The sequence below is a fragment of the Bradyrhizobium sp. UFLA05-153 genome, from assembly GCF_054185185.1.
Map to the genome: position 1 here is coordinate 20,228 of NZ_JBBIAM010000059.1, position 19,862 is coordinate 40,089.

A 19,862-nucleotide genomic window follows, 5' to 3' on the forward strand; every position below is an offset into this window, starting at 1 on the left:
ATGCGCCTCGGCTTTGTTCAAAAGAGCGCCGTCTGGACCGCAACCGCGGTGGTCACACTGAGCGGCGTCGCCTGGTTCGTCCTGCACGACCTCATCGACGCCGAGCCCAGTGAAACCGAACGGTTGCTGTTGATGCTCCATGGCGTCTCGGCCTACGCGGTTTTGATCGTAATCGGCTCGCTGCTGCCGCTGCACGTGCGGTCGGGCTGGTACCGGCGCCGCAAACGATGGACCGGCGGCACCACGCTCGCCATGCTTGTCTTGCTCGCGATGACAGGTCTCGCGCTCTACTACGGAGGCGAAGCAACCCGGGAGCCGGCCCGGTGGCTCCACATCGCCATTGGGATTGCATGCATCGCGTTGTTTCCCGTCCATGCGCTACTTGCGGCAACGGTCAGGCGCAGCGCGGACAGCGCGATATCATCTCAGAAGGACGCGGGGGAGACTGAAAGTCGCTGTGCATCCGCGATCACTGGTCGACGCTAGGCACGCCGAGACTCGTTCTCAGTGAATTCCATTCGAGTTGCACATCGAGCCCGCGCTACGGCTGCGGTGTATCGCCCACGAGGCTAGGCCAGGGCGTCCCACGAAAACCCCTCGCGTTGACTACGTTTTCGCCTCCTGGGTGGTGAGCTACAACAATCGTTCGGTGATGAACTCCTCGTGAGATCGGCAGGAACCGCAGCGCAGGGGAAACCGTACCACGCCACTTTCGAGCCAGAATCGGTTCAGCATTCATTTTCCGAGCTATTGTTTTTTCCTGAACTGTCAGGCCGACGGCCTTGGCACACGCGCGTGAGGCTATCCACAGAGAGCGGGAGCTTCATCTTATCGCGACTGCGTCTTTAGCAACCTTGAGCGGTGACGCCTTAACCGATTTGCTGGCCGGCTTGGCCGCGAATTCCATCGGCTGCTTAGTGAAGGGATTGACTCCGCTGCGAGCTTCGGTAGCAGGTTTGTTCACGACCGACATTTTGACGAAGCCGGGAATGACGAACTCACCGGACTGGTTCAACTCATTGTAGCCTACAGTCGCCATCTGCTCGATGACTGCCTTTACGTCAGCCTTGGAAATCTGCGTTCCTTGAGCAATTACGTCAATTAGCTGGTTCTTGGTCATCTTAGCCACGCTGATCTCCTTTGAAAGCACAGAACAATTCAAATGCGTGAAATACGCCGGCTCCGTGACTCGTTCGAGTACGGCAAAACCGCACGAATCGCTTTCCTGTTCACGCGGAGGTTATGAAGAAGTAACGAGCTTAGAACCTATTGGAAGCCAAAACACAAGGATCAGTTCGGTGTATTTCCGGCATCCTGCCTGCTTCTTATACCAGGTGGGTTTGATCGCCGGCTCTTTTCCCGTCTTCTGATCGGGACCGAGAGAGCGCAGTGTTGCCGAGCGATTGCCTATGTGAACCGGTCCCTCCGAAGGTTGATCTCTATGACGTTTTGTTGGCAAGGGTCTCGCTGTAAAAACGGGCGCATTCATCGCTATCTGATGCATCAGTTTCTGGCACGTCGGGGATCCAACCCGGCGGGCGTGCATTTTCTTCTGTCCTCGGCCATCCTCGACCGGATCGCAAACGTGCTTGAGAGCTATTCGGGCAGGCAGCTTTCTTGCACCCGGTGGAGGCGACGCCAAGCGGCAACGTCGAAGTTCTCAACGATACGGGAGACTTCTACCGGTTCTTCGATGCGACGCGGCAGGTGGAGTTTCTGTGCGCGTGCGTTCGTCAGACAATAGAATGGGATCTTGCGTAAGCTGTCGAAGCGAGAGAGAGAACAAGTTCGCGGCGCTTACGATGAACGAGGCCTCAAGGACAATGCATCAGAGCGGGCATCTCGGCGTCTTATTGACTTCACATGACCTCGAGCTGCCCGGAGTCGCAACGTATCCGGGGATTGCGGCTTTGTTACTTGCAGCGTCAAAGATTCGTGGGCTGCGATTCCTTGTCAATCCTCAGGCGGCTCCTCAACAGGAATGGCGAAGCCCGCCTTTACGCGATCTATTATGACCATCGTTTTAAAGCCCTTAATGTCCGTGTTCTCATAGAAGAAGCGCCGCGTGAACTGCTCATATTCTTCCATGGTGCCCGCGGTAACGTAGAGGACAAAGTCGGCGTCGCCTGTGACGTAAAATCCATTGACGACTTGGACGGACGATTTGATAGCCTTCTTGAACTTATCGATTATGTCCGAACGCTCCCGTTCCAGGGTCACCAGCACAAGCATCTGAATCGGTTGTCCTACCGCCTTCGGCGATAGGATTGAGACATCAGCTTCGATGATGCCTTCCGAACGGAGCCTCTTCAGTCGTCGTTGACATGCGGTGGCAGAAAGTCCGGCCATTTCGCCGATTACATCTGAAGTTAGGCGGTTGTTCTTTTGCACGATCTCGAGGATGCGCGCGTCTATTCGGTCGTATCGCATAACCGGCCACTTTGAGATGAATTTCGCCGTCAAGATCCTGTGCGATGGCGAAAATCCTCCGAAAGAAGAGAAAATGCAACGAAAATGCCTTCTTGGAGCGTTCAGACTACCAGAAATCCGCAGCAAGACGTCGAGAAGGCCCATTTGGAACTGGGTCCGGCGGACGAGGAGCTCGGCTCGGCCCCTCGCCGCTACAAATGACCTTGTGTTCAGTTCATCAGCACGATCGGTTTGATTACGGCGCCGGTCTCCGAATCATGGATCGCAGTGTTGATCTCATCGAGCGTGTAGAACTTGACGAGCTTGTCGAATGGGAAACGGCCCCTGCGGTAGAGATCGATCAGCATCGGAATGAAGACAGCGGGATTGGAGTCGCCCTCGACGATGCCGATCAGGCGGCGGCCGGCGCTCATGAAATGCGTCTCGTTGAGCACGATCTCCGCATCCGACGTAGATGCGCCGAGAATGCCGCAGGTGCCGCGCGGGCCAAGGCTCTCCACGGCGTTGCGGATCACCGCAGGCAGGCCGGTTGTGTCGAGCGCGAAATTCAGACCCGTGCCGGTGATCCGCATGATCGCCTCGACCACATTGGTTTGGCGCGGATCGATCACGTGGGTGGCCCCGAGCGACCTCGCAATCTCGAGCCTTGCCGGGTTGACATCGACCGCGATGATGGTGGTGGCGCCTACCACGTGCGCCGCCATCAGCGCTGACAATCCGACCGATCCGGATCCGAACACCGCGAAGGATTTTCCGGCGGAAACCTTCAGCGCGTTGATCACCGCGCCGGCGCCGGTCTGCACGCCGCAACCGAGCGGCCCAAGCAGCTCGAGCGGGACGTCGGAAGTGACCTTCACCACATTGACCTCGTGGCAAAGCGCATAGGTCGCGAATGACGACTGGCCAAAGAAGTTGCCGTTGATCGGCGCTCCCTGCGCCGACAGCGCGCTGGATCCATCCGCGCGCTGTGCGAAGAAGTTGCGCGGGAAGAATTCATGGCAATAGCTGATCGCGTGGTCCTGGCAGCTCGGGCACGCGCCGCAGGAATTAAAGGTCATCACCACGCGATCGCCGGGTTTCACCTTGGTGATGTCAGCGCCGACCGCTTCGACGACGCCCGCGCCTTCGTGACCGAGCACGACAGGTAACGGCGTCGGCAGCATGCCGTCGCGGACGACAATATCGGTGTGACAGACGCCCGTGGCCTTTACCTTGACGAGAATCTCGTTAGGGCGCGGGGCCTCGAGGTCAATGGTTTCAAGGCTCAGCGGTGCCCCCTTTTCGCGGGCGACAGCGGCGCGGATCTTCATCTTGGTCTCCGGAGGTGAGGAATTGAAAGGTGGGATGCTCCTAAAGCGCGGATTGGGATGAATCGTCATCGCGCTTTAGGTTTTTGTTTGAGCATGATCTCCGCGCAAACGCGTTCTGCGTTCCTCGCGAGGGAAAACCGCTGCACACTTTGCACTAACGCGGCCCTTCGGGTCCGGATCACGCTCTAGCGCGCGGGCGCGGGGAAACTGCACGAGGTGCGGCGGATCAGAACGGATAGGGAGTCGCCTGCGGCTTCTCCGAGGTCCACATCCATTGCGTAAACTCTTCCCAGGTTGCCGGACCGCTGATCCGGCTGCCATTGCCGGAACGACCGCGCCCGCCGAACGGTGCGAACGGCCCGCCATTGACAGTCTGGTCATTGATGTGGAGCTGGCCAACAGCGAGGCGATCGCCCACAGTGCGCGCGCGTGCGAGCGAACCGGAAATCACGCCGGCAGCGAGGCCATAGTCGGAGCGGTTGGCAAGCTCGACCGCTTCATCGTCGCTTGCGAAGCTGACGAGGCAGGCGACGGGCCCGAAGATCTCTTCCTCGAACGCGCGCATGCCGGGCTTCACGCCGGCCAGCACGGTCGCCTGGTAGTAGCGTCCGTCGTGGCCGCCTCCGGCGAGCAGCCGCGCGCCCTTCGCCACTGCATCGTCGACGATCGCCTGGATCTTCGCCACCTGCGCGTCGCTGATAATGGGACCGAGCGCAACCTGTCCCGACGATGGATCGCCCGTGGGCAGATGTCGCGCCTTCTCGGCGACCTTCGTCGCCAGCGCGTCAGCGATGCTCGCCTGTACGAGCACGAGGCCGGTCGACATGCAGATCTGCCCTTGATGCAGGAACGCACCCCAGGCAGTGTTGGAGGCCGCGACGTCGACATCGGCATCGTCGAGCACGATCAGCGAGTTCTTGCCGCCGAGTTCGAGCTGGACTTTCTTGAGATGACGGCCGGCGACCTCGCCGACCTTGCTGCCGCCCTCCGCCGATCCGGTGAAGGAGATCATCGCGATGTTGGGATCGGCGCACATCGCCTCGCCCGCGGCCGCGCCGCCCGGCACGACTTGCAGCACGCCTCTGGGCAGTCCCGCGTCCTCGAAGATGCGGGCGATGATGATGCCGCCGGAGACCGCGGTGCGTGGATCGGGCTTATGCACTACGGCATTGCCCACCGCCAGCGCGGCGGCAATGGCGCGGATGGAAAGGACCAGCGGGAAGTTGAACGGCGATATCACGCCGACGACGCCGTGGGGTACGCGCTTCGCGGTGTTCGATCGCCCCTGCTCCATCGACGGCAGCACGATCCCATTGGGCTCGATCGCGATCGCCGCCGCGTGGCGCACGAAAGCCGCTCCATGCTCGATCTCGATCGCGGCCTTGGGCTGGATTGAGCCGCTCTCGCGCATGATCCAGCCGATCAACTCCTCGCCGTTCTGCTCGAGCAGATCAGCGGCTTTGTTGAGGATCGCCGCGCGCTCCTGGGGCGGCTTCGCAGCCCATGCCGGCTGGACCTGGCGCGCTTCGCGCGCGGCCTTGGCGATGTCCCTCGGATCGGCGATGCCGACCGAACCGAGCACCGCGCAGGTCGCCGGATTGCTGATCTCCATCACGCCGCCATCAGTTGTACTCCATTCCCCCAGGAACGCCTTGCCGCGCCAACGGTCGACGGCAATGAAATCACGGGCCTGCATGTTCATCAAAATTTCCTCCCCTCCGCCTGATGCGGATCGATTGACTGTTCGGTCATTGCGACCGCGGCTTGCCGTGCTGAGGAGAAAGAGGTGCAAGACCGTTTGCTGGACGCCGCGTGGCAATCGTCACGCGCCGCAGTCCTGGTCGAGACCGTGACCCGGTCCTCTTGCTTCGCTTCCTCCCGCGAGCGGCTCAGCAGTTAGCAAGGCTGGTGCCAACCGCCCTTAGACGGCCACTCGATTATTGAAATTACTACGCGAAACCAAATACTTAGGTGACAATAGCCAACATGGGGAGGTTCAACGCGATAGGACTTCCATCGTCCGATTTTCCTGAAATAATGAAGTCCCCTCCGGAAGATATTTCACCATTTAATGAAAGAGTGAGGCCCAGATGGCGGAGCGTGGCTCCCGGATTTCACTGGCGGAGGCGTCCCGCCGCGCGGCCCGGATTGTCACGCGTGGTGCCAGCAGCGAACTCGAAACCGGCGCCGCGCCGACCTTCAACGATCTCGCCGAGTCACTGCATTTCGCGCTCGGCGACGGCCGCATCTGGCTCAACGACCAGCGGATGGTGCTGATGCAGTCGCAGGTGCTCGGGCGCCTGCGCAGCGAGATCATCGACGCGTTCGGAGTCGAAACTGCGAGAGCGCTGTTCATGCGTGTCGGTTACATGCAGGGCATGCGCGACGCCGAGTTGATCCGGAAGCGCTTCCCGAATGAAGACCTCACGCACGCGCTCGCGGCCGGGCCGCGCGTGCATACGCTGGAAGGCTTCGTCAAGGTGACCACACGGCATTTCGAATTCGACCGCGACAAGTGCACCTATTTCGGCGAATTCCTCTGGGAGGACTCCTCGGAAGCGGCCGAGCACCTCGCGAGTTATGGCCTCGCCAGCGAGCCGGTCTGCTGGCTACAGGCTGGCTATCCCTCCGGCTATACCACCAAGCTGTGCGGCTGGCCGGTTATCTTTCGGGAAGTCGAATGCGTCGGCATGGGCGCGCCGCGTTGCGTGGTGGTCGGCCAGCACGCAGATGCATGGGGTGATGACGCGCCTGAGCGCAACTATTTCGGACTGGAATGGAGGAGCCGCTCTGTGCATGCGGTCTGCAAGGGCCCGATCACGACGACCGAAAGCCCGCCCCGCGCAGACGACAGCGACACAGTCGCAGTCGGCGTCTCCGCTGCGTTCGTTCGGACCCGCCGCCAGCTCGAGCGCGTCGCGGCGACCGACGCCACCGTGCTGTTCGTCGGCGAATCCGGCGTCGGCAAGGAGCTGTTCTCCAGTCAGTTGCACGCCATGAGCCGGCGCAGCACCGGTCCTTTCGTCGCGATCAACTGTGCCGCGATCCCCGAACAGCTTGTCGAATCCGAACTGTTCGGCGTGGAGAAAGGTGCCTATACCGGCGCCATTGCCTCGCGCGCCGGCTATTTCGAACGCGCCTCCGGCGGCACGTTGTTTCTCGACGAGATCGCGTCACTGACCTATTCGGCGCAGGGCAAAGTGCTGCGGGCGCTGCAGGAACGCAAGATCGAACGCGTCGGCGGCACGAAGACCATCTCGCTCGACGTCCGCGTCGTGGCGGCATCCAACGTCGATCTGACTACCGAGGTCGCGGCCAGACGTTTTAGGCAGGATCTCTATTTCCGGCTCTGCGTGTTCCCGATTGCGATCCCCCCGCTGCGAGAGCGGCGCGACGACATCCCACTCTTAATGGCGCATTTCCTCGGCATCTATTGCGCGCGGCACGGCCGGCACCTGATGGGCTTCAGCCGGCGCGCCACCGACGCGCTGTTCAAATACGATTATCCCGGTAACATCCGCGAACTGCAGAACCTGATCGAGCGCGGCGTCGTGTATGCCGACGACGGCGGCATCATAGATATTGGACATCTGTTCAGCGGCTCAGAGCTGCTGCCACCATTCTCAATCCAACTCACGAGTGAAGGGCGACTGGGACGCATGCCGCTACTTGGAGTGGATCCACCGTCAACGGAAGACAAGAGCACCGCCTTTGTCAACGGAGGCGCATCGTCCCCGGACAAGTCGTTTGCAGAGATGGAGGTCGCCGCCTATCGCTCCGCGCTGGCCCAGGCAAACGGTAATGTGTCGGCCGCCGCGCGCCTTTTGAGGATCAGCAGACCAAAACTCGACTATCGACTTCGCCGTCTTGGCCTAAGACCATAGCGACACGTCGCTCCCCTCGCATTAGTGGAAAGGCGCTTTCTGGTTGGCATCAGATGATGGCGCTTCACTTTTGCGAATCGGCGGTCTGACCGAAGAACCTGCCGCACGCTACGTAAGGCGACAACTCGGGTGGCGAGCTGGTGCGCGGTTCGACTGGTCATCGCACAGGGCATGGCATGCCATCAGTGAGCACCTACACAACCATCAAGCTCGCACTCGAATCCAGAGACGTTAGGTAAGGAATCTAACATCCGCGTTCTGTTGATGCGCCGGCTTGTCGGGCTTACGACGAGGCGCGGCTGAGCTGCGCAGGCGAGATCTGCTCCAAGCGCCCCATTTCGCTGGTCCAGCTGGCTGGCATGGTTGTTGCCAACTTTGCATGTCAAACTGACAGGACAAAGAAGATGTTGCGATTATCTGCGGTCACACTGCTCACAGTTCTGCTTCTCCACCCGGCATGGGCCCAGCACACTGACTCACCGGTGGCGCACACTCTCGGTGGCGCGACAATCGCCGACTTTGCCGGAAAGTGGTCTAATGAGAATCCGACCAGAGGTAACATCACACACATATTGATCGACCAGCAGTTCGACAAAGCCCTCGTTCATGCATGGAGCAGATGTCGTCCGGCCGACTGCGATTGGGGCATCGCGCAGACGCAGGGTTCCAAGTTCGACTATGGAAGCCTGGAAGTTAAATGGACCTCGGGGTCTTCAGTGAGAACGGCAAGGTTGACACTTAGCGGACGTGATCGACTGGAAGTAAGGACACAGGTTCGCTACTACGACTCCAGCAGATCGGATTACGATGCCGTTGACTTCCTCATCCGGACACCTGAGGAGGCGGCGGGCAACATCGCAATCAAGACTGGGTACTCGCCACCTCGCGACCTAAGGACGGCCGTTTCAATACCGCGGCCAGGAAGAGCTGTAGTGGCCCTGTCGTGCTTATCCGGAAGCCTCCGAGAGCACTCGAACTCAGATGCGTTGCGCGCCGGGCGGACCATCAGCGCGCTTCCATCTCAAGATTGATCGCGCAGCGCCTGCCGCTCATCGCGACTGAGAGCAGGGTGATGCTGACATAGGCAGGGGACAGTGGCCGTTGGATACCTCAACCTTAAACAAGTATTTTGATGCCCGCCTGCCTTGGTACACGATCTATCCAACCGTACCGCAGTTTTCCGATGCGGTCGGTACCAAGGCTTGTGAGACATGGCTGAGGTGCCTGCCCGCCGCCGAGCCAGTGTCGCTCTATCTCCACGTTCCGTTCTGCCGCTCGATTTGCTGGTACTGTGGCTTTCCAACGACGATGACTGACCGGGATGCGCCGATCCAGGATTATTCGGCGGTGCTGCGTGAGGAAATCCGCTTGGTCGCGAAGCTAGTGCCGCAAGGGTTAGTCGTGAGCGACATACACTTCGGCGGGGGATCGCCCACTCTCATCAAGCCAACGGAGTTCTTGGACTTGATGGAACACTTGCGCCTCCATTTTGCATTCAGGAGATCGACTAGCATTGCCATCGAGATCGACCCGCGCACATTCACGGCCGAGATGGCCGAAGCTTTAGAAACAGCCGGCGTGAACCGCGCGAGCCTCGGCGTGCAGAGCTTTGATCCCACTGTTCAAAAAGCGATCAATCGGGTTCAAACTGAGGCGCAGACGGCGGCCGCCGTCGAAAATCTACGCCAGCGTGGAATAAGCCGCATCAACTTCGACCTGATCTACGGTCTTCCAAGGCAGACGGTGCAGTCATCCGTACGAACCGCGACAACGGCCGTGGCCATGCGCCCCGACCGGCTCGCGGTTTTCAGTTACGCGCATATTCCTGCCTTCAGGAAAAATCAACGCCTGATCAACGAGGCAGCGCTACCCGATAGCGTTGCCCGTGCCGAACAGGCGGCGGCCGTGGCCGAAACGCTGGTCGCTGCCGGTTATCGCCAAATCGGACTCGACCATTTTGCTTTGCCTGAGGATGATCTCGCGCTGGCGCAGAAAACCGGTCGCCTGCGGCGTAACTCTCTGGGGTACTCGGCAGACACCTGTAAAACCCTGATCGGCTTTGGTGCGTCGGCCATCGGCCGCTTGGGCGAGGGTTATGTCCAGAACGAAGTCGCAGCGGGTTCCTACAGCCGGCACATCAGAGCTGGCCGCCTGGCGACATCAAAGGGCTGCCATCTCACCCACGAAGACCGCGTCCGAGGCGCGATCATCGAGCGACTGATGTGCGATCTAGAGGTCGACGTGCCGGCAATCTGCGCTGCTTACGGATCCGATCCGGCTTCGTTTCTTGATTCAGCTGAACGCTTGGCGAGACTCGCCGAAGACGGGATAGTGGACATTGAAAATGGGTTGATCCGTGTGAGGCGGGAGTACCGTTTTCTAATTCGCTCTGTTGCCGCAGCATTCGACGCTTATCCATACCGCTCGCCCTGTTAGCACATCCAAGCAGCGCAAGCGGTCAACGTGAGCATAGCGACGGCAAAGCCGGCACACCGGAACGAGTGCAGCGACGAGACCGGTTTAATAGCGGCCACGACGTGAGAAGACCGTAATAGCGATAGCCGTGTCTCCCGCGAGTGCCGCAGCAGTTCCTTACTTGCGCGACGGGATCGTTACCCGAAGGGCCGAGACGCCACTTTCCGTGGCGACTCGGGGCGCAGCCTAAAGCGCGATGAGATTGGGATGAATCGTCATCGCGCTTTAGGTTGTGGTTTGAGCATGATCTCTCGGAAAACCGCTTCACACTTTTCCGGATCATGCTCTGGAGCCCGGTCCGCCCGGGGCGGACGCGCCCTGCTCGCTCGACCGATCCGCCCGTTGTCGCCTTCAGATTTCGCCAAAATGAACCCGCACGGGGGCACGAGGCAAATTTCGGCACGCACACTGCTCTTTAGAAGCAGCAGTGTCGATCAGCAAATCGCACATCGCCGTCTTATCAACTGTCGCTATCGAGGCTAACGGAGCATCCCATGAAGTCCTATCTATATCGCGCTGCCGCAGTGCAGACGCTCGCCGAGGTCGGGAACGTCGAGGCGAATATTAGAATCTGCGAGCACTATGTGAAACAGGCTGCCCTTCAGGACGTACGTCTTATCGTCTTTCCGGAGTGCATGAACGCCGGATATCTTTACGATTCAATTTCGCACGCTCGAAAGGTCGCGGAGCCAATCAACGGGCGCTTTGTCAGCAGCCTTGCGAAACTCGCGCGCGAGAACGATATGTTCGTCGCCAGCGGCATGACGGAATGGGATCCGAAAGCGGATAAGGTGTTCAACACCGGGATACTGCTCGACAGAAAAGGAGAGCTTGTGGTCCACTATCACAAGCAATTCCTGACGACGCACGACCAGAACTGGTTCGCGTTCGGCGAGCGCGGTTTCCCGGTGGTCGAGACCGAGCTCGGCAGGGTCGGCCTCATGATCTGCTTCGATGGCCGCATCCCTGAAATTCCGCGCTGCACGGCCTTAGGTGGAGCACAGGTCATCATCGACATGGCCAACTTCTTCCTGATCGATCAGGCCGACATGTGGCGTCCGGCCCGCGCTTTTGAGAATGGCGTCTGGATATGTGCCGCTACGAAGGCAGGACAGGAGCGATCGATCTACTATCCGGGCGGAAGCATGATCGTCGACCCCAGCGGCAATCTGCGTGCCAAGGTCGCTTGGGACACACACGGCATGGCCATCAGCGATATCGACCCGACGCTCGCTGACAACAAAGCCATGACTCTCGGTGCGGACAAGTTCGCCGACCGCCGGCCCGACACCTATAAGGTTCTGACGGCTGCCTATGCGGACACGAAAGTCGCCGAAACCAGCAATCGGCGAATCGTTCCGGGCGAAATGACGTTCAACATCGCTGCGATCCAGAGCCATGTATCGGAATCTCCACCCACGACCCTCGATCGCGTAGTGGAGCAAGTCGGGCATGCGGCAAGGTTCGGTGTCCAACTCATGGTACTACCGGAATATTTCGCATCGCCAAACTGGAGGATCGACCCCGCCGAGGCGAAACGGCTGGCCGCGATGAATGGCAAGCTTCTGAACACGTTCAGCGCGCTCTGCAAGTCGGAAGAATGCGCAATCCTCGTGCCGAATGTCGAAGAGGCGGCTGGAAAGCTCTATTCGACGTCCTTCCTGATCGGACCGGACGGCAATGTGCTGATGTCCTACCGAAAGGTCCATCTCTTTGCGGATGAACGTGCATGGGCGACGGCTGGTTCGGACTACCCCGTCACCGAAACGCCGTTCGGGCGCATCGGCGTCATGATGGGATATGATGGGATGTTTCCCGAAGCGGCCCGTTGCCTCGGAACCAACGGCGCCGACGTGATCCTGTGGCCATCTCGCTTGCAAGATCGCAAGGAGCGGACCTTGCTGGCCGTGCCACGCGCAGTGGATAACCGATGTGCTGTCATCCTCGCCAACCGTGTCGACGCGCCATTCGGCGGCGGCAGCATGGTGGCATTGCCCGCCCAGTTTCCAGTGTGGGACGTTGATATCGCGATTCCGTACCATCCGGACATGCACAAGGTGGTCCTGGAGGTCATCGAGATCGCCAATGCACGCCAGAAGCATATGATGGCGAACGTCCATATGTTCGCCAACCGTCAACCCTCGACCTACGGCGCACTCGTCGAGCCACATGGCTTTACGAACATCACCGCGGAATAGCCGAGCGCAGCGCAGGATGGCGGCGGGTCCCCCGGCCGCGCCGCCACTGTCGCACCAATGGCGGGCCACCCTCCATCAACCATTCAATCGAACCGGGGAGCGTTTCCTTTCGATTATCAGCTGGCAGGCCGCTTCGCCAACGCGAGACCGATGATGCGGCTCCCGACTTGTTCGAAGCCAAGCTCGCTCACCTATTCGTCATTTGCGCGGCTTGTCCTAGCGCTGAACCGGAATAAGACAAGCCACTTCCCGATCCCGCGGCTGTTCGCTCGCGGCAAGGCCGGCGGCGACGCCTATGCGGTCGGCTACGGAGCAGTTCTGGCTCATTTTGTGCTTGCCCTCGAACCTGGTCACGAGGATGCGCACCCCGACGATCCCGCGCAACTCTGCGGCAATGAAATCTGCGGGGGCGTCGCTGACTGCCCAAGGGTTCGCGCGCGACGTCTCATGAAGGTCGGTGAGCCGCGTCACCACGTCGAGGAGCCGTTCCGGCTCCTCGAAAAACTCAACCGGGCCGTAGGCGTGGACGGCGACGTAGTTCCATGTGGGCACCACCTTTTCGGTTTCTGACTTGGTGGCGTACCATGAGGGCGTCACATACGCTTCCGGGCCCATGAAAATCGCTAAAGCCTCCCCGATTGGAGCCGAGCGCCACTGTGGATTGGCCTTTGCCAAATGCCCGTACAGCACCCCGTACTCCCCTGCGGTCTCATCGAGGAAGAACGGCAGTGGTGTTGCGATTGGTCCTTCGGCCGTGGCCGTGACAAGGCTGGCCAAACGAGCGGAGCGGATGGTCGCTCGGATGTTTTCGATCTCATCATTGCTGAAAGCGGGGGGCACATACATGGTGGTTCTCCGTTCTCCGGTCCGGAGATAGCCCCAATCTGGTTCGCTTGGAACTGCCAGCTATGATGGTCGAGTTGCGGCCCTTCCGACTACCGCGGGGAACGAAGCCTCGCCATGACTTCAAATACCGAAAAATTGGCGTCTCGGTCATCAACGTGATTGGCAACCTGCTGCCGGACGGTGAACCAATACGGCAAGGGTGCTCGCCGAGCCGGTTAGGGCAAGCGGCACTGATTCTCCAGCACGAAGCAGGCGATCAGCATTACCGCCGCAGAACCCGAGAGATTGCTTACCGGGTAAGGTGCTCGCGTAACGGCGAGCACCGCTTCCAAACATTCCAGAAAAATTCGAATCTTTCCGACACCTTGCTGAACCCAACGTGGCTGCTCAAAGAAACCTTTTGCGCCACGGCTCAAGCCTTTCGGGGAGGTCCTCGCCGCGGGCGAGACGCTGATGAATACATCGTCTGGCGCTTGAGGAAATGAGCAACAGAAATGTGCTTATCGGCTGACATCGCCTGAACACCCTGTTCCTGGAAAATTCGGACGGCTTCCCTCAACGCAGTTTCCCGGTTTGGAAGCGCGAGATCGTCAGGCCAACAATTGGATCGACGGAAATTATAGATTGCAAGATAGAGCGACTTATCCAACCGCTTTAGGTGCGACATCGAAAGCCCGGCACGTAAGAACGGCCCCCAAACCCTTCGAAAAAACTCGGGAAGCCCCTCATCGGAGCGCCTTTTGCCAGGGTATTTTTCAGGAGCTTCTACAGGTAACTCGACCCTTTCAAGCGCTTTCTCCAAATGCTTCTTAGCGCAGTGGCGACGATCAAATAGGACATTAAATCTTTCCGGCAAAACGGTTGGATGGTACTTCAGAATGTATGAGACCAATAGCAAAAAAACGTAGTGTGCTTCCCGTTCATGAAACAGTATCTCTTTGATCTGCATTAGCTCGCTTACGTTGCCCGGCAACTTTACTTCGACGGCGACCGTTACTTGAGCGTTTTTGCCGCAGATGGAGCTCTTCTAACCGTTACGTACGCAGCTCACGCTTGTGATGCGAGCCGGCGCAAGCTCGTGCAGATGCCTCTCGAAGCTTTCCACAGACTCACGCGCTTTCCGATAACGCGCCAAACGACCCTGCATGAGCTGCCATTCCAGCAACGAAGACTTCTATCGACTCGCGCGAATGATCCGCCTGCTTCTCCTTAAGAGCTCGGTTGATGCGCATTTGAACCCGCCGAACGGCAAGCAGACCCAGGCGCGCCTGGATCTTGCCGGATCTGAGCCTGCCTCCGAGCGCAAAGGAATAACGCCAATATCCAGTTGCCTCTCGGCTAAGTGAGTATGGGACACCTCGATGGGTGCCCTCGTATTCTGCAGGTGGATTTGTGCGACTTGGCATGGCCGGCCTAGACTAATCGCATCCAATCATCGAGGACCGAGAGTCGCGGCCGCGACAATCCGCCTGACGAACCCACGGCCAAATATGCTGGCATAGATCTTCAATGTGCTGGCCCCCCATTTGATGATCAGGAAATATCATGCGGATTCGGCGCACTATTCCTGCCGTTATCCGCAGAGATTGCATTTTTCCGGCTCGATCATCGTGGAGTTCTCGGTCTTGCTGCAAAACCGTTATTTGGCTTTGCTAGCCAGACTCGCTGTGATGAACTTTTTGGACCGAGGGCGAATGACCGCTGTCGAACTCCTCGCGCTCTGCTTCAGGCTAAATGTCAGCGAGGTGACGGTGAAGGTCAATCATGCGCGGATGATGAGAAAGCTTGAGCTTCGGTCACCCGTAGAGGTCGCGAGGCTCGCGGACAGTATCAGTACTGATGTCGCGACAGTACGTCCAAGCCTCGTCCGATCACGTAGTCACTTTCAAGCCAGATCGAACGCGGGAAGTCTTGAGGGAGCAATTGCCCTCCCCGCGAAAGTATGCGGTTTCGTAGTGGCCAAGATGCCCTCGCCTGAGGATCGCCAGGACTTCGAGACGCAGACTCTGAGTTGCGACCAGCTTGTGGTCAGTGCCGCAGGGAGCCCCCCTCGCCCGCCGGATCGGGTCAACCATGACCTCGGCTCCCGCAACCTGCCGCACGTGACGCCCGGGTGCATCGGGCTCGCCCCGCCTCTCGTTTTCCCATCATCTGCCTGCACAAACGCATACTCGAATAGGCTTTGACGCCGTTTACTCACCTTGCTGCCGACGCCCCGACTACGATGGTATCGAAAACGCTTCCGAACACTGAGGGCTGCGGGCTAAAGTCGGCAGCCGCGGGGATCATCGAGGCGCTGAAGACGATCTGCGCTTCCTAAGCAGGGGCCGAAAGCCATAGCAAAAGGCTATGGCTTCGGTAAGATTATCTCTAATATCGGAATCCTGTTTTGCTCGGAGCCCAGAGCCGGGTTGCGGGCCGATGGGGACAGGGAGGATGGCCCAATCAACCGTATGGTTTACCCACGTGATGTTTTTTTTGGCGCCAGAAATTCTATCTAACGAAAGTCGGCGACTCTATCGGAAGCGTAATGACGTTTTGATTTTGGGTTTGCCGACCAACGGATTGGCGGCAGCCTCTAAGGAACGCTACCCATGTAGCCGGTAACGGATCGTAGCTCCACACCGCTGGTCGACCGCGAACAGCGCGACCAGTCTGAACAAGATAGCACCGCTAAGGTCATGCAATGCATCGTGTCTTTCAGGAATTTACCGATCTCCTAGCTCTGGCCGAAGATTCTCAGGATTTTTGCAGCGCCATGTCCGGCCCAGCCGCAGCGCTGGATCTCTCATGCTTTGCCTATCTTGCACTGCCACGGCGACCACAAGAAAGGCCCTGCCTCATCTCCACCTACCCATCCAAATGGACATCGCACTATCTTCGCAACAACTATCAATCCATAGATCCGGTCATCGAAAAGGCGCTCCGAACGGACGATCCCTTCCGTTGGGGTGTCGGCTTGTCACCGAGATTCTCTTTGACGCAGCAACAACTGTTTGAGGAGGCCGCAGAATTTGGCATTCGATACGGATTTACTATTCCCATTCACGATAATCACGGTCCAGTTGCCGCATTGACGTTCGCGACTGACGCGAGACACGCCAAGTTCGAGGCCTGCATCAACTCTCAAGAGCACCTCCTTCAGCTACTCGCGATATCGTTTGATGCTCACGTGCGCCGGAAGTTGATGCGCGCGCGCGAGATCAATGGGATTAAATTGTCTGCCCGCGAGTATGAATGTGTTGAGTGGGCTGCTCAGGGGAAAACGACATGGGAGATTGGTCGAATTCTTGGAATTTCCCATCACACGGTCGCCTCTTACCTAAACAATGCGAAGAAAAAGCTCGGCGTCCGTACCGTGATTCAGTCGGCGGTCCGCTTTGCGGCTGCTAGAAAAAGAGAGCGAAAATAAGACTTACTCCTCCTGTGGTTGCAGGTGGTGCGTTGGTCTCCTGATTCCGCTCCAAAGGGCTAGACACATCTGCCCTCGGAGGGAACATGATCCAACTCATAACTCGGGCATCGTATGAAGAGCTTTCGAGCACGCTCTCAGGCATGTATCAGTTGCGCTATCGCACATTCAAGAGCCGCTTGGATTGGGACGTTCAGACGAGCGGCGGCATGGAAATCGACGAATTCGATGCACTGGGTCCAGCCTACCTCGTGCAGCTCTCTGATGCGGGTCAGGTACGGGGCTCGGTGCGATTACTACCTACCCTCGGTCCAACGATGCTACGGGACACGTTTCCAATACTTCTCGCAGGCAACCCAGCTCCATCGAATCCGCTCGTCTGGGAAAGCAGCAGGTTTGCCATTGATATTTCGCTCGAGGACCCAATAGGCGACCATGGAATAGCTCGCGCTACGTATGAGCTGTTTGCAGGCATGATCGAATTCGGGCTATCGCGACAGCTCACCGACATTGTTACCGTCACGGACAGTCGGATGGAACGGATCCTGCGACGGGCGGGTTGGGCGTTGCGGCGAATTGGAAGTCCCTGCAGGATCGGCCCTACCTCGGCTATCGCAGGCTATCTTGGAATTTCAAGTGAAGTTCTTTTGGCGATGCGCACCGCCGGTACGCTGTCCGGACCAGTCCTTTGGATGCCAGTGATGTCGGCCGCGGCTTGAAGCTCCAGCTTGACAGGAATTTCCTTGAAGCGACTGCCCGGCGTATTCCGGCATTCGCCGACGAACATGACATGACAAAGATCAAGACTGCGGCCAGTTCGCTCTCAGCGGCGGCTGACTGCAGTGAACTGAACGTCATTCAGATAACCGCCGTTTCCGCGTTGGGGCCGGGTCTCGGCGCGAACGAGAATTCGGATGGAGACGGCGACTAGGGCCGCTTGCCGAGCGGCCTGGAAGTTGGCATAGTTATCACGTTGCTTCCGGCCGATTGATCAACCTCAAGGCGAGCCATGTCAAGGATCATGACGACGAAGCTCAGGCCGGCCTGCTCTGCGCAGGTGATAGCCTCGTCAAGTCTTCTGCAAAGCTGCTCAATGTTCGCTTGCTGTTTCATCGTAGTTTCCGTTTTGAAGGAGCCAGAATGACCGATTCCCGCCTTGCCGAATTCCTTCGGTCCCAGGAGGGACGAAATGTGTCGCGCGAGACCATCGAGAGCCTGCGGTTGCTGAGAATGTTCATCAATCTTTCTCCCGCGCAGCGCCGCGATGTAATCGAGCTAGTCGAGCAGTTTTCACAACGCTGATCGCAGCGCCCGGAGGATTTGTTCAGGCCGATTTTCGCTTGCCTATGCAACATGCTGACGCATCCTTGCCTGAGCCCGAGGCCGCAATCGCAGTTCGATACGCGGTGGCAACAAGGTAATTTGTGGCGTTGGCTTCCCCGCCGGAACTTCGGACAAGATCTCCAGTCTGCTCGATGCCGATAGCTCGAGCGCCAGCAATTGGAGTTCGAGTAACCCGAGGCCGATACCAACACAGGCGCGCGGCCCCAATCCGAACGGCATGAAGGCGGGCGTGTTATAGGCACGGTCAAGCCGGAACCCAGCTGGATCGCCCCAATAACGCTCATCGCGCTGCAATTGCCACGGGCTAATAATGAGAGACGTTCCGCGCTTCAAATGCAGTCCGCCAAGATCCTGCGATACCCGCACCTCCCGCGAAAACCAATAGAATGGGGGATAGAGACGGAGCACCTCGCGCGCGACGCGAAGGCTGATCTCAGCTTTCGGCAATCTCCGTGGATCGATCTCTCCGAAGTCGTCCATCATCGCTTGCGCTTCATTGGCAAGGCGCTCTGCGAGACCCGGCTCCGTTGCGAGATAGTAGAGCAACCAGGCAGCCGCATTTCCCGTGGTGTGATGCCCGGCAAGCAACAGCAACAGGATTTCATCGCGCATTTCGTCAGGAGATAGCATGAGCCCTTGCAAGGCCTGAACCAAGGTGCCATCACCGGCTCTGTTGCGCACTCGGTCCACGACCTCTCCCATGATGGCCCGGCTCCTTCGCGATTGTCGTCGCTTCAAGAAGCTACGCCACGGCGTTCGCGGCAAGACGCGAAAAAGGCTATCGGCCATTTCCTCTTCCGCCACATGCACCGCTTCCATCAAGGCGGATTCATCCGCTGATGTCAGAGCGCCGTGGCCGAACAGCAGGGCGACAATCATTCGAAGGGCCAGCGGCGCGGTGACCTCATGGGCATCGAAACAGGACTCACGAACCAGAAGCGATGCCTGTCGCCGGATCAAGCCCGTGATCTGCGGTACGAAATCGTTCATGATGCCGCGTGCCAAATGCTGATGAATGATCGCCCGACGTCGCTGATGCTCAGCACCGCTCAGCGTGATCGAACTGATGCCGATGACGGTCCGGAGTTTGTGGACCAATCGCCCCTTGTCGATCAACGTTTCGTCCGCTCGTAGTACGGCCTTGGCCACCGCCGCATCGGTGACAAGGTAAACCGGCGAAGGACCGAGGTTGAGCCGAACAAGAGGTGCGGCTCCCGCGGCGCTGCGTTCCCTGAAAAAGGCCAATGGATCACGCCGAAAGGCGTTCACATCCGAAAATAGATGCTTCATCGCTGATCTCCACAAATTGCGTGAGTGCAAGGAGCGCACGGAAAGCAGGCGAAAGCTCTCGAGGAATGGGGATCTCTCCGGCGACGGCGAGAATCCATGCGCCATCGTCGCGAAAACCGACAATTTGGGCACTGCCGTAGCGCGACGTGGAAAGGCCGATCCGATTGAGCAGCCTTTCGTGCGCGAGCTCTGCCAACGCAACCAGAGCGACCGCATTGCGGGCCAACGCAAATCGCATCAGGAGGCTGTAAAGCGCAGTGCCTGCTTGACGGTTGTCGGCCACAACGCCGAACCGGCTGATCTCGACGTAACCAGCACCTGTCGGGAAAGGCCTGTGCGTGGCCATATGCGAAAATATCGTTTGCGCTAGATATGGCCGATCGCAACTGATGGCGCGAAAGCAACCGATCATTTGTCCTTCCAAGGACAAGCCGCAGTAGACGGCGTCGTCTGTGTCAAACTGATCCCGTTCACGGTTCCCATCCGCCGGTAACGACCAACCCAACTCGCGCACGAAGAGCCGGTATCGCAGTCGAAACAGAGTCTCGGCGAGGTCTGGACGTGTCGCGGCGGAGAAGAACGCTGCCCTGTATCGCGGTTGCTGCACTTCCCGGCTCCCCATGGCCTTGCATCAGCTTCGGGAAGATGATGGGATCGCCCTTGATTTTGAAAT

16 protein-coding genes are annotated in these 19,862 nt (G+C 58.8%); 9 read left to right on the forward strand and 7 right to left on the reverse strand.

All coding sequences use genetic code 11. The annotated features are described in order from the left end of the window. Nucleotides 1–486, forward strand: coding sequence for a cytochrome b/b6 domain-containing protein (locus tag Q2941_RS29345; RefSeq protein WP_458194538.1), 486 nt, complete (start codon nt 1–3; stop codon nt 484–486). Between the two features lie 337 nt (nt 487–823). On the opposite strand, the gene Q2941_RS29350 is transcribed toward Q2941_RS29345, so the two are convergent. From Q2941_RS29350 to Q2941_RS29365, 4 genes are all read right to left on the reverse strand, one after another. Next, complete coding sequence (locus tag Q2941_RS29350; protein WP_458194539.1) at nt 824–1,129, reverse strand: HU family DNA-binding protein; 306 nt, start codon at nt 1,127–1,129, stop codon at nt 824–826. Between the two features lie 824 nt (nt 1,130–1,953). Next, complete coding sequence (locus tag Q2941_RS29355; protein WP_458194561.1) at nt 1,954–2,430, reverse strand: Lrp/AsnC family transcriptional regulator; 477 nt, start codon at nt 2,428–2,430, stop codon at nt 1,954–1,956. A 209-nt stretch (nt 2,431–2,639) separates the two neighbouring features. Beyond that, complete coding sequence (locus Q2941_RS29360) at nt 2,640–3,740, reverse strand: NAD(P)-dependent alcohol dehydrogenase (protein WP_458194540.1); 1,101 nt, start codon at nt 3,738–3,740, stop codon at nt 2,640–2,642. A gap of 226 nt (nt 3,741–3,966) precedes the next feature. Continuing rightward, nucleotides 3,967–5,442, reverse strand: coding sequence for a benzaldehyde dehydrogenase (locus Q2941_RS29365; RefSeq protein ID WP_458194541.1), 1,476 nt, complete (start codon nt 5,440–5,442; stop codon nt 3,967–3,969). A 388-nt stretch (nt 5,443–5,830) separates the two neighbouring features. Here Q2941_RS29365 and Q2941_RS29370 point away from each other — a divergent pair, with 388 nt between their 5' ends. The 3 genes from Q2941_RS29370 to Q2941_RS29380 all read left to right on the forward strand — a co-directional run bounded on the left by Q2941_RS29370 (nt 5,831) and on the right by Q2941_RS29380 (nt 12,297). Continuing rightward, nucleotides 5,831–7,624: a sigma 54-interacting transcriptional regulator gene (locus Q2941_RS29370; protein ID WP_458194542.1), complete on the forward strand. Its 1,794-nt coding sequence runs from the start codon at nt 5,831–5,833 to the stop codon at nt 7,622–7,624. A gap of 1,101 nt (nt 7,625–8,725) precedes the next feature. After that, nucleotides 8,726–10,060 (forward strand): oxygen-independent coproporphyrinogen III oxidase, encoded by a 1,335-nt coding sequence (gene hemN, locus Q2941_RS29375; RefSeq protein WP_458194543.1) that lies wholly within the window; start codon nt 8,726–8,728, stop codon nt 10,058–10,060. A gap of 533 nt (nt 10,061–10,593) precedes the next feature. Next, entirely contained in the window at nt 10,594–12,297 is a 1,704-nt protein-coding gene (locus Q2941_RS29380) for a carbon-nitrogen hydrolase family protein (RefSeq protein WP_458194544.1), read from the forward strand. A gap of 216 nt (nt 12,298–12,513) precedes the next feature. Here the strand turns inward: Q2941_RS29380 and Q2941_RS29385 are convergent, their stop codons facing one another. Then, nucleotides 12,514–13,143 (reverse strand): FMN-binding negative transcriptional regulator, encoded by a 630-nt coding sequence (locus Q2941_RS29385; RefSeq protein ID WP_458194545.1) that lies wholly within the window; start codon nt 13,141–13,143, stop codon nt 12,514–12,516. A 62-nt stretch (nt 13,144–13,205) separates the two neighbouring features. On the opposite strand from Q2941_RS29385, the gene Q2941_RS29390 reads away from it, so the two are divergent. From Q2941_RS29390 to Q2941_RS29410, 5 genes are all read left to right on the forward strand, one after another. Beyond that, nucleotides 13,206–13,628, forward strand: a complete 423-nt coding sequence (locus tag Q2941_RS29390) for a hypothetical protein (RefSeq protein ID WP_458194546.1) — start codon at nt 13,206–13,208, stop codon at nt 13,626–13,628. Between the two features lie 2,201 nt (nt 13,629–15,829). Next, nucleotides 15,830–16,555 (forward strand): LuxR family transcriptional regulator, encoded by a 726-nt coding sequence (locus Q2941_RS29395; protein WP_458194547.1) that lies wholly within the window; start codon nt 15,830–15,832, stop codon nt 16,553–16,555. A gap of 86 nt (nt 16,556–16,641) precedes the next feature. Next, on the forward strand, nt 16,642–17,274 hold the full coding sequence (locus Q2941_RS29400; RefSeq protein ID WP_458194548.1) for an acyl-homoserine-lactone synthase: 633 nt from the start codon (nt 16,642–16,644) through the stop codon (nt 17,272–17,274). Continuing rightward, nucleotides 17,244–17,486: a hypothetical protein gene (locus Q2941_RS29405; protein WP_458194549.1), complete on the forward strand. Its 243-nt coding sequence runs from the start codon at nt 17,244–17,246 to the stop codon at nt 17,484–17,486. The genes Q2941_RS29400 and Q2941_RS29405 overlap by 31 nt, the downstream gene beginning before the upstream one ends. 56 nt (nt 17,487–17,542) lie before the next feature. Further along, nucleotides 17,543–17,857 (forward strand): hypothetical protein, encoded by a 315-nt coding sequence (locus tag Q2941_RS29410; RefSeq protein WP_458194550.1) that lies wholly within the window; start codon nt 17,543–17,545, stop codon nt 17,855–17,857. Between the two features lie 42 nt (nt 17,858–17,899). On the opposite strand, the gene Q2941_RS29415 is transcribed toward Q2941_RS29410, so the two are convergent. Beyond that, entirely contained in the window at nt 17,900–19,189 is a 1,290-nt protein-coding gene (locus Q2941_RS29415; protein WP_458194551.1) for a cytochrome P450, read from the reverse strand. Further along, nucleotides 19,149–19,796 carry an acyl-homoserine-lactone synthase gene (locus Q2941_RS29420; protein ID WP_458194552.1) on the reverse strand — a complete coding sequence of 216 codons (648 nt, stop codon included), beginning with the start codon at nt 19,794–19,796 and terminating at the stop codon, nt 19,149–19,151. The genes Q2941_RS29415 and Q2941_RS29420 overlap by 41 nt, the downstream gene beginning before the upstream one ends. Nucleotides 19,797–19,862 lie beyond the last annotated feature (66 nt).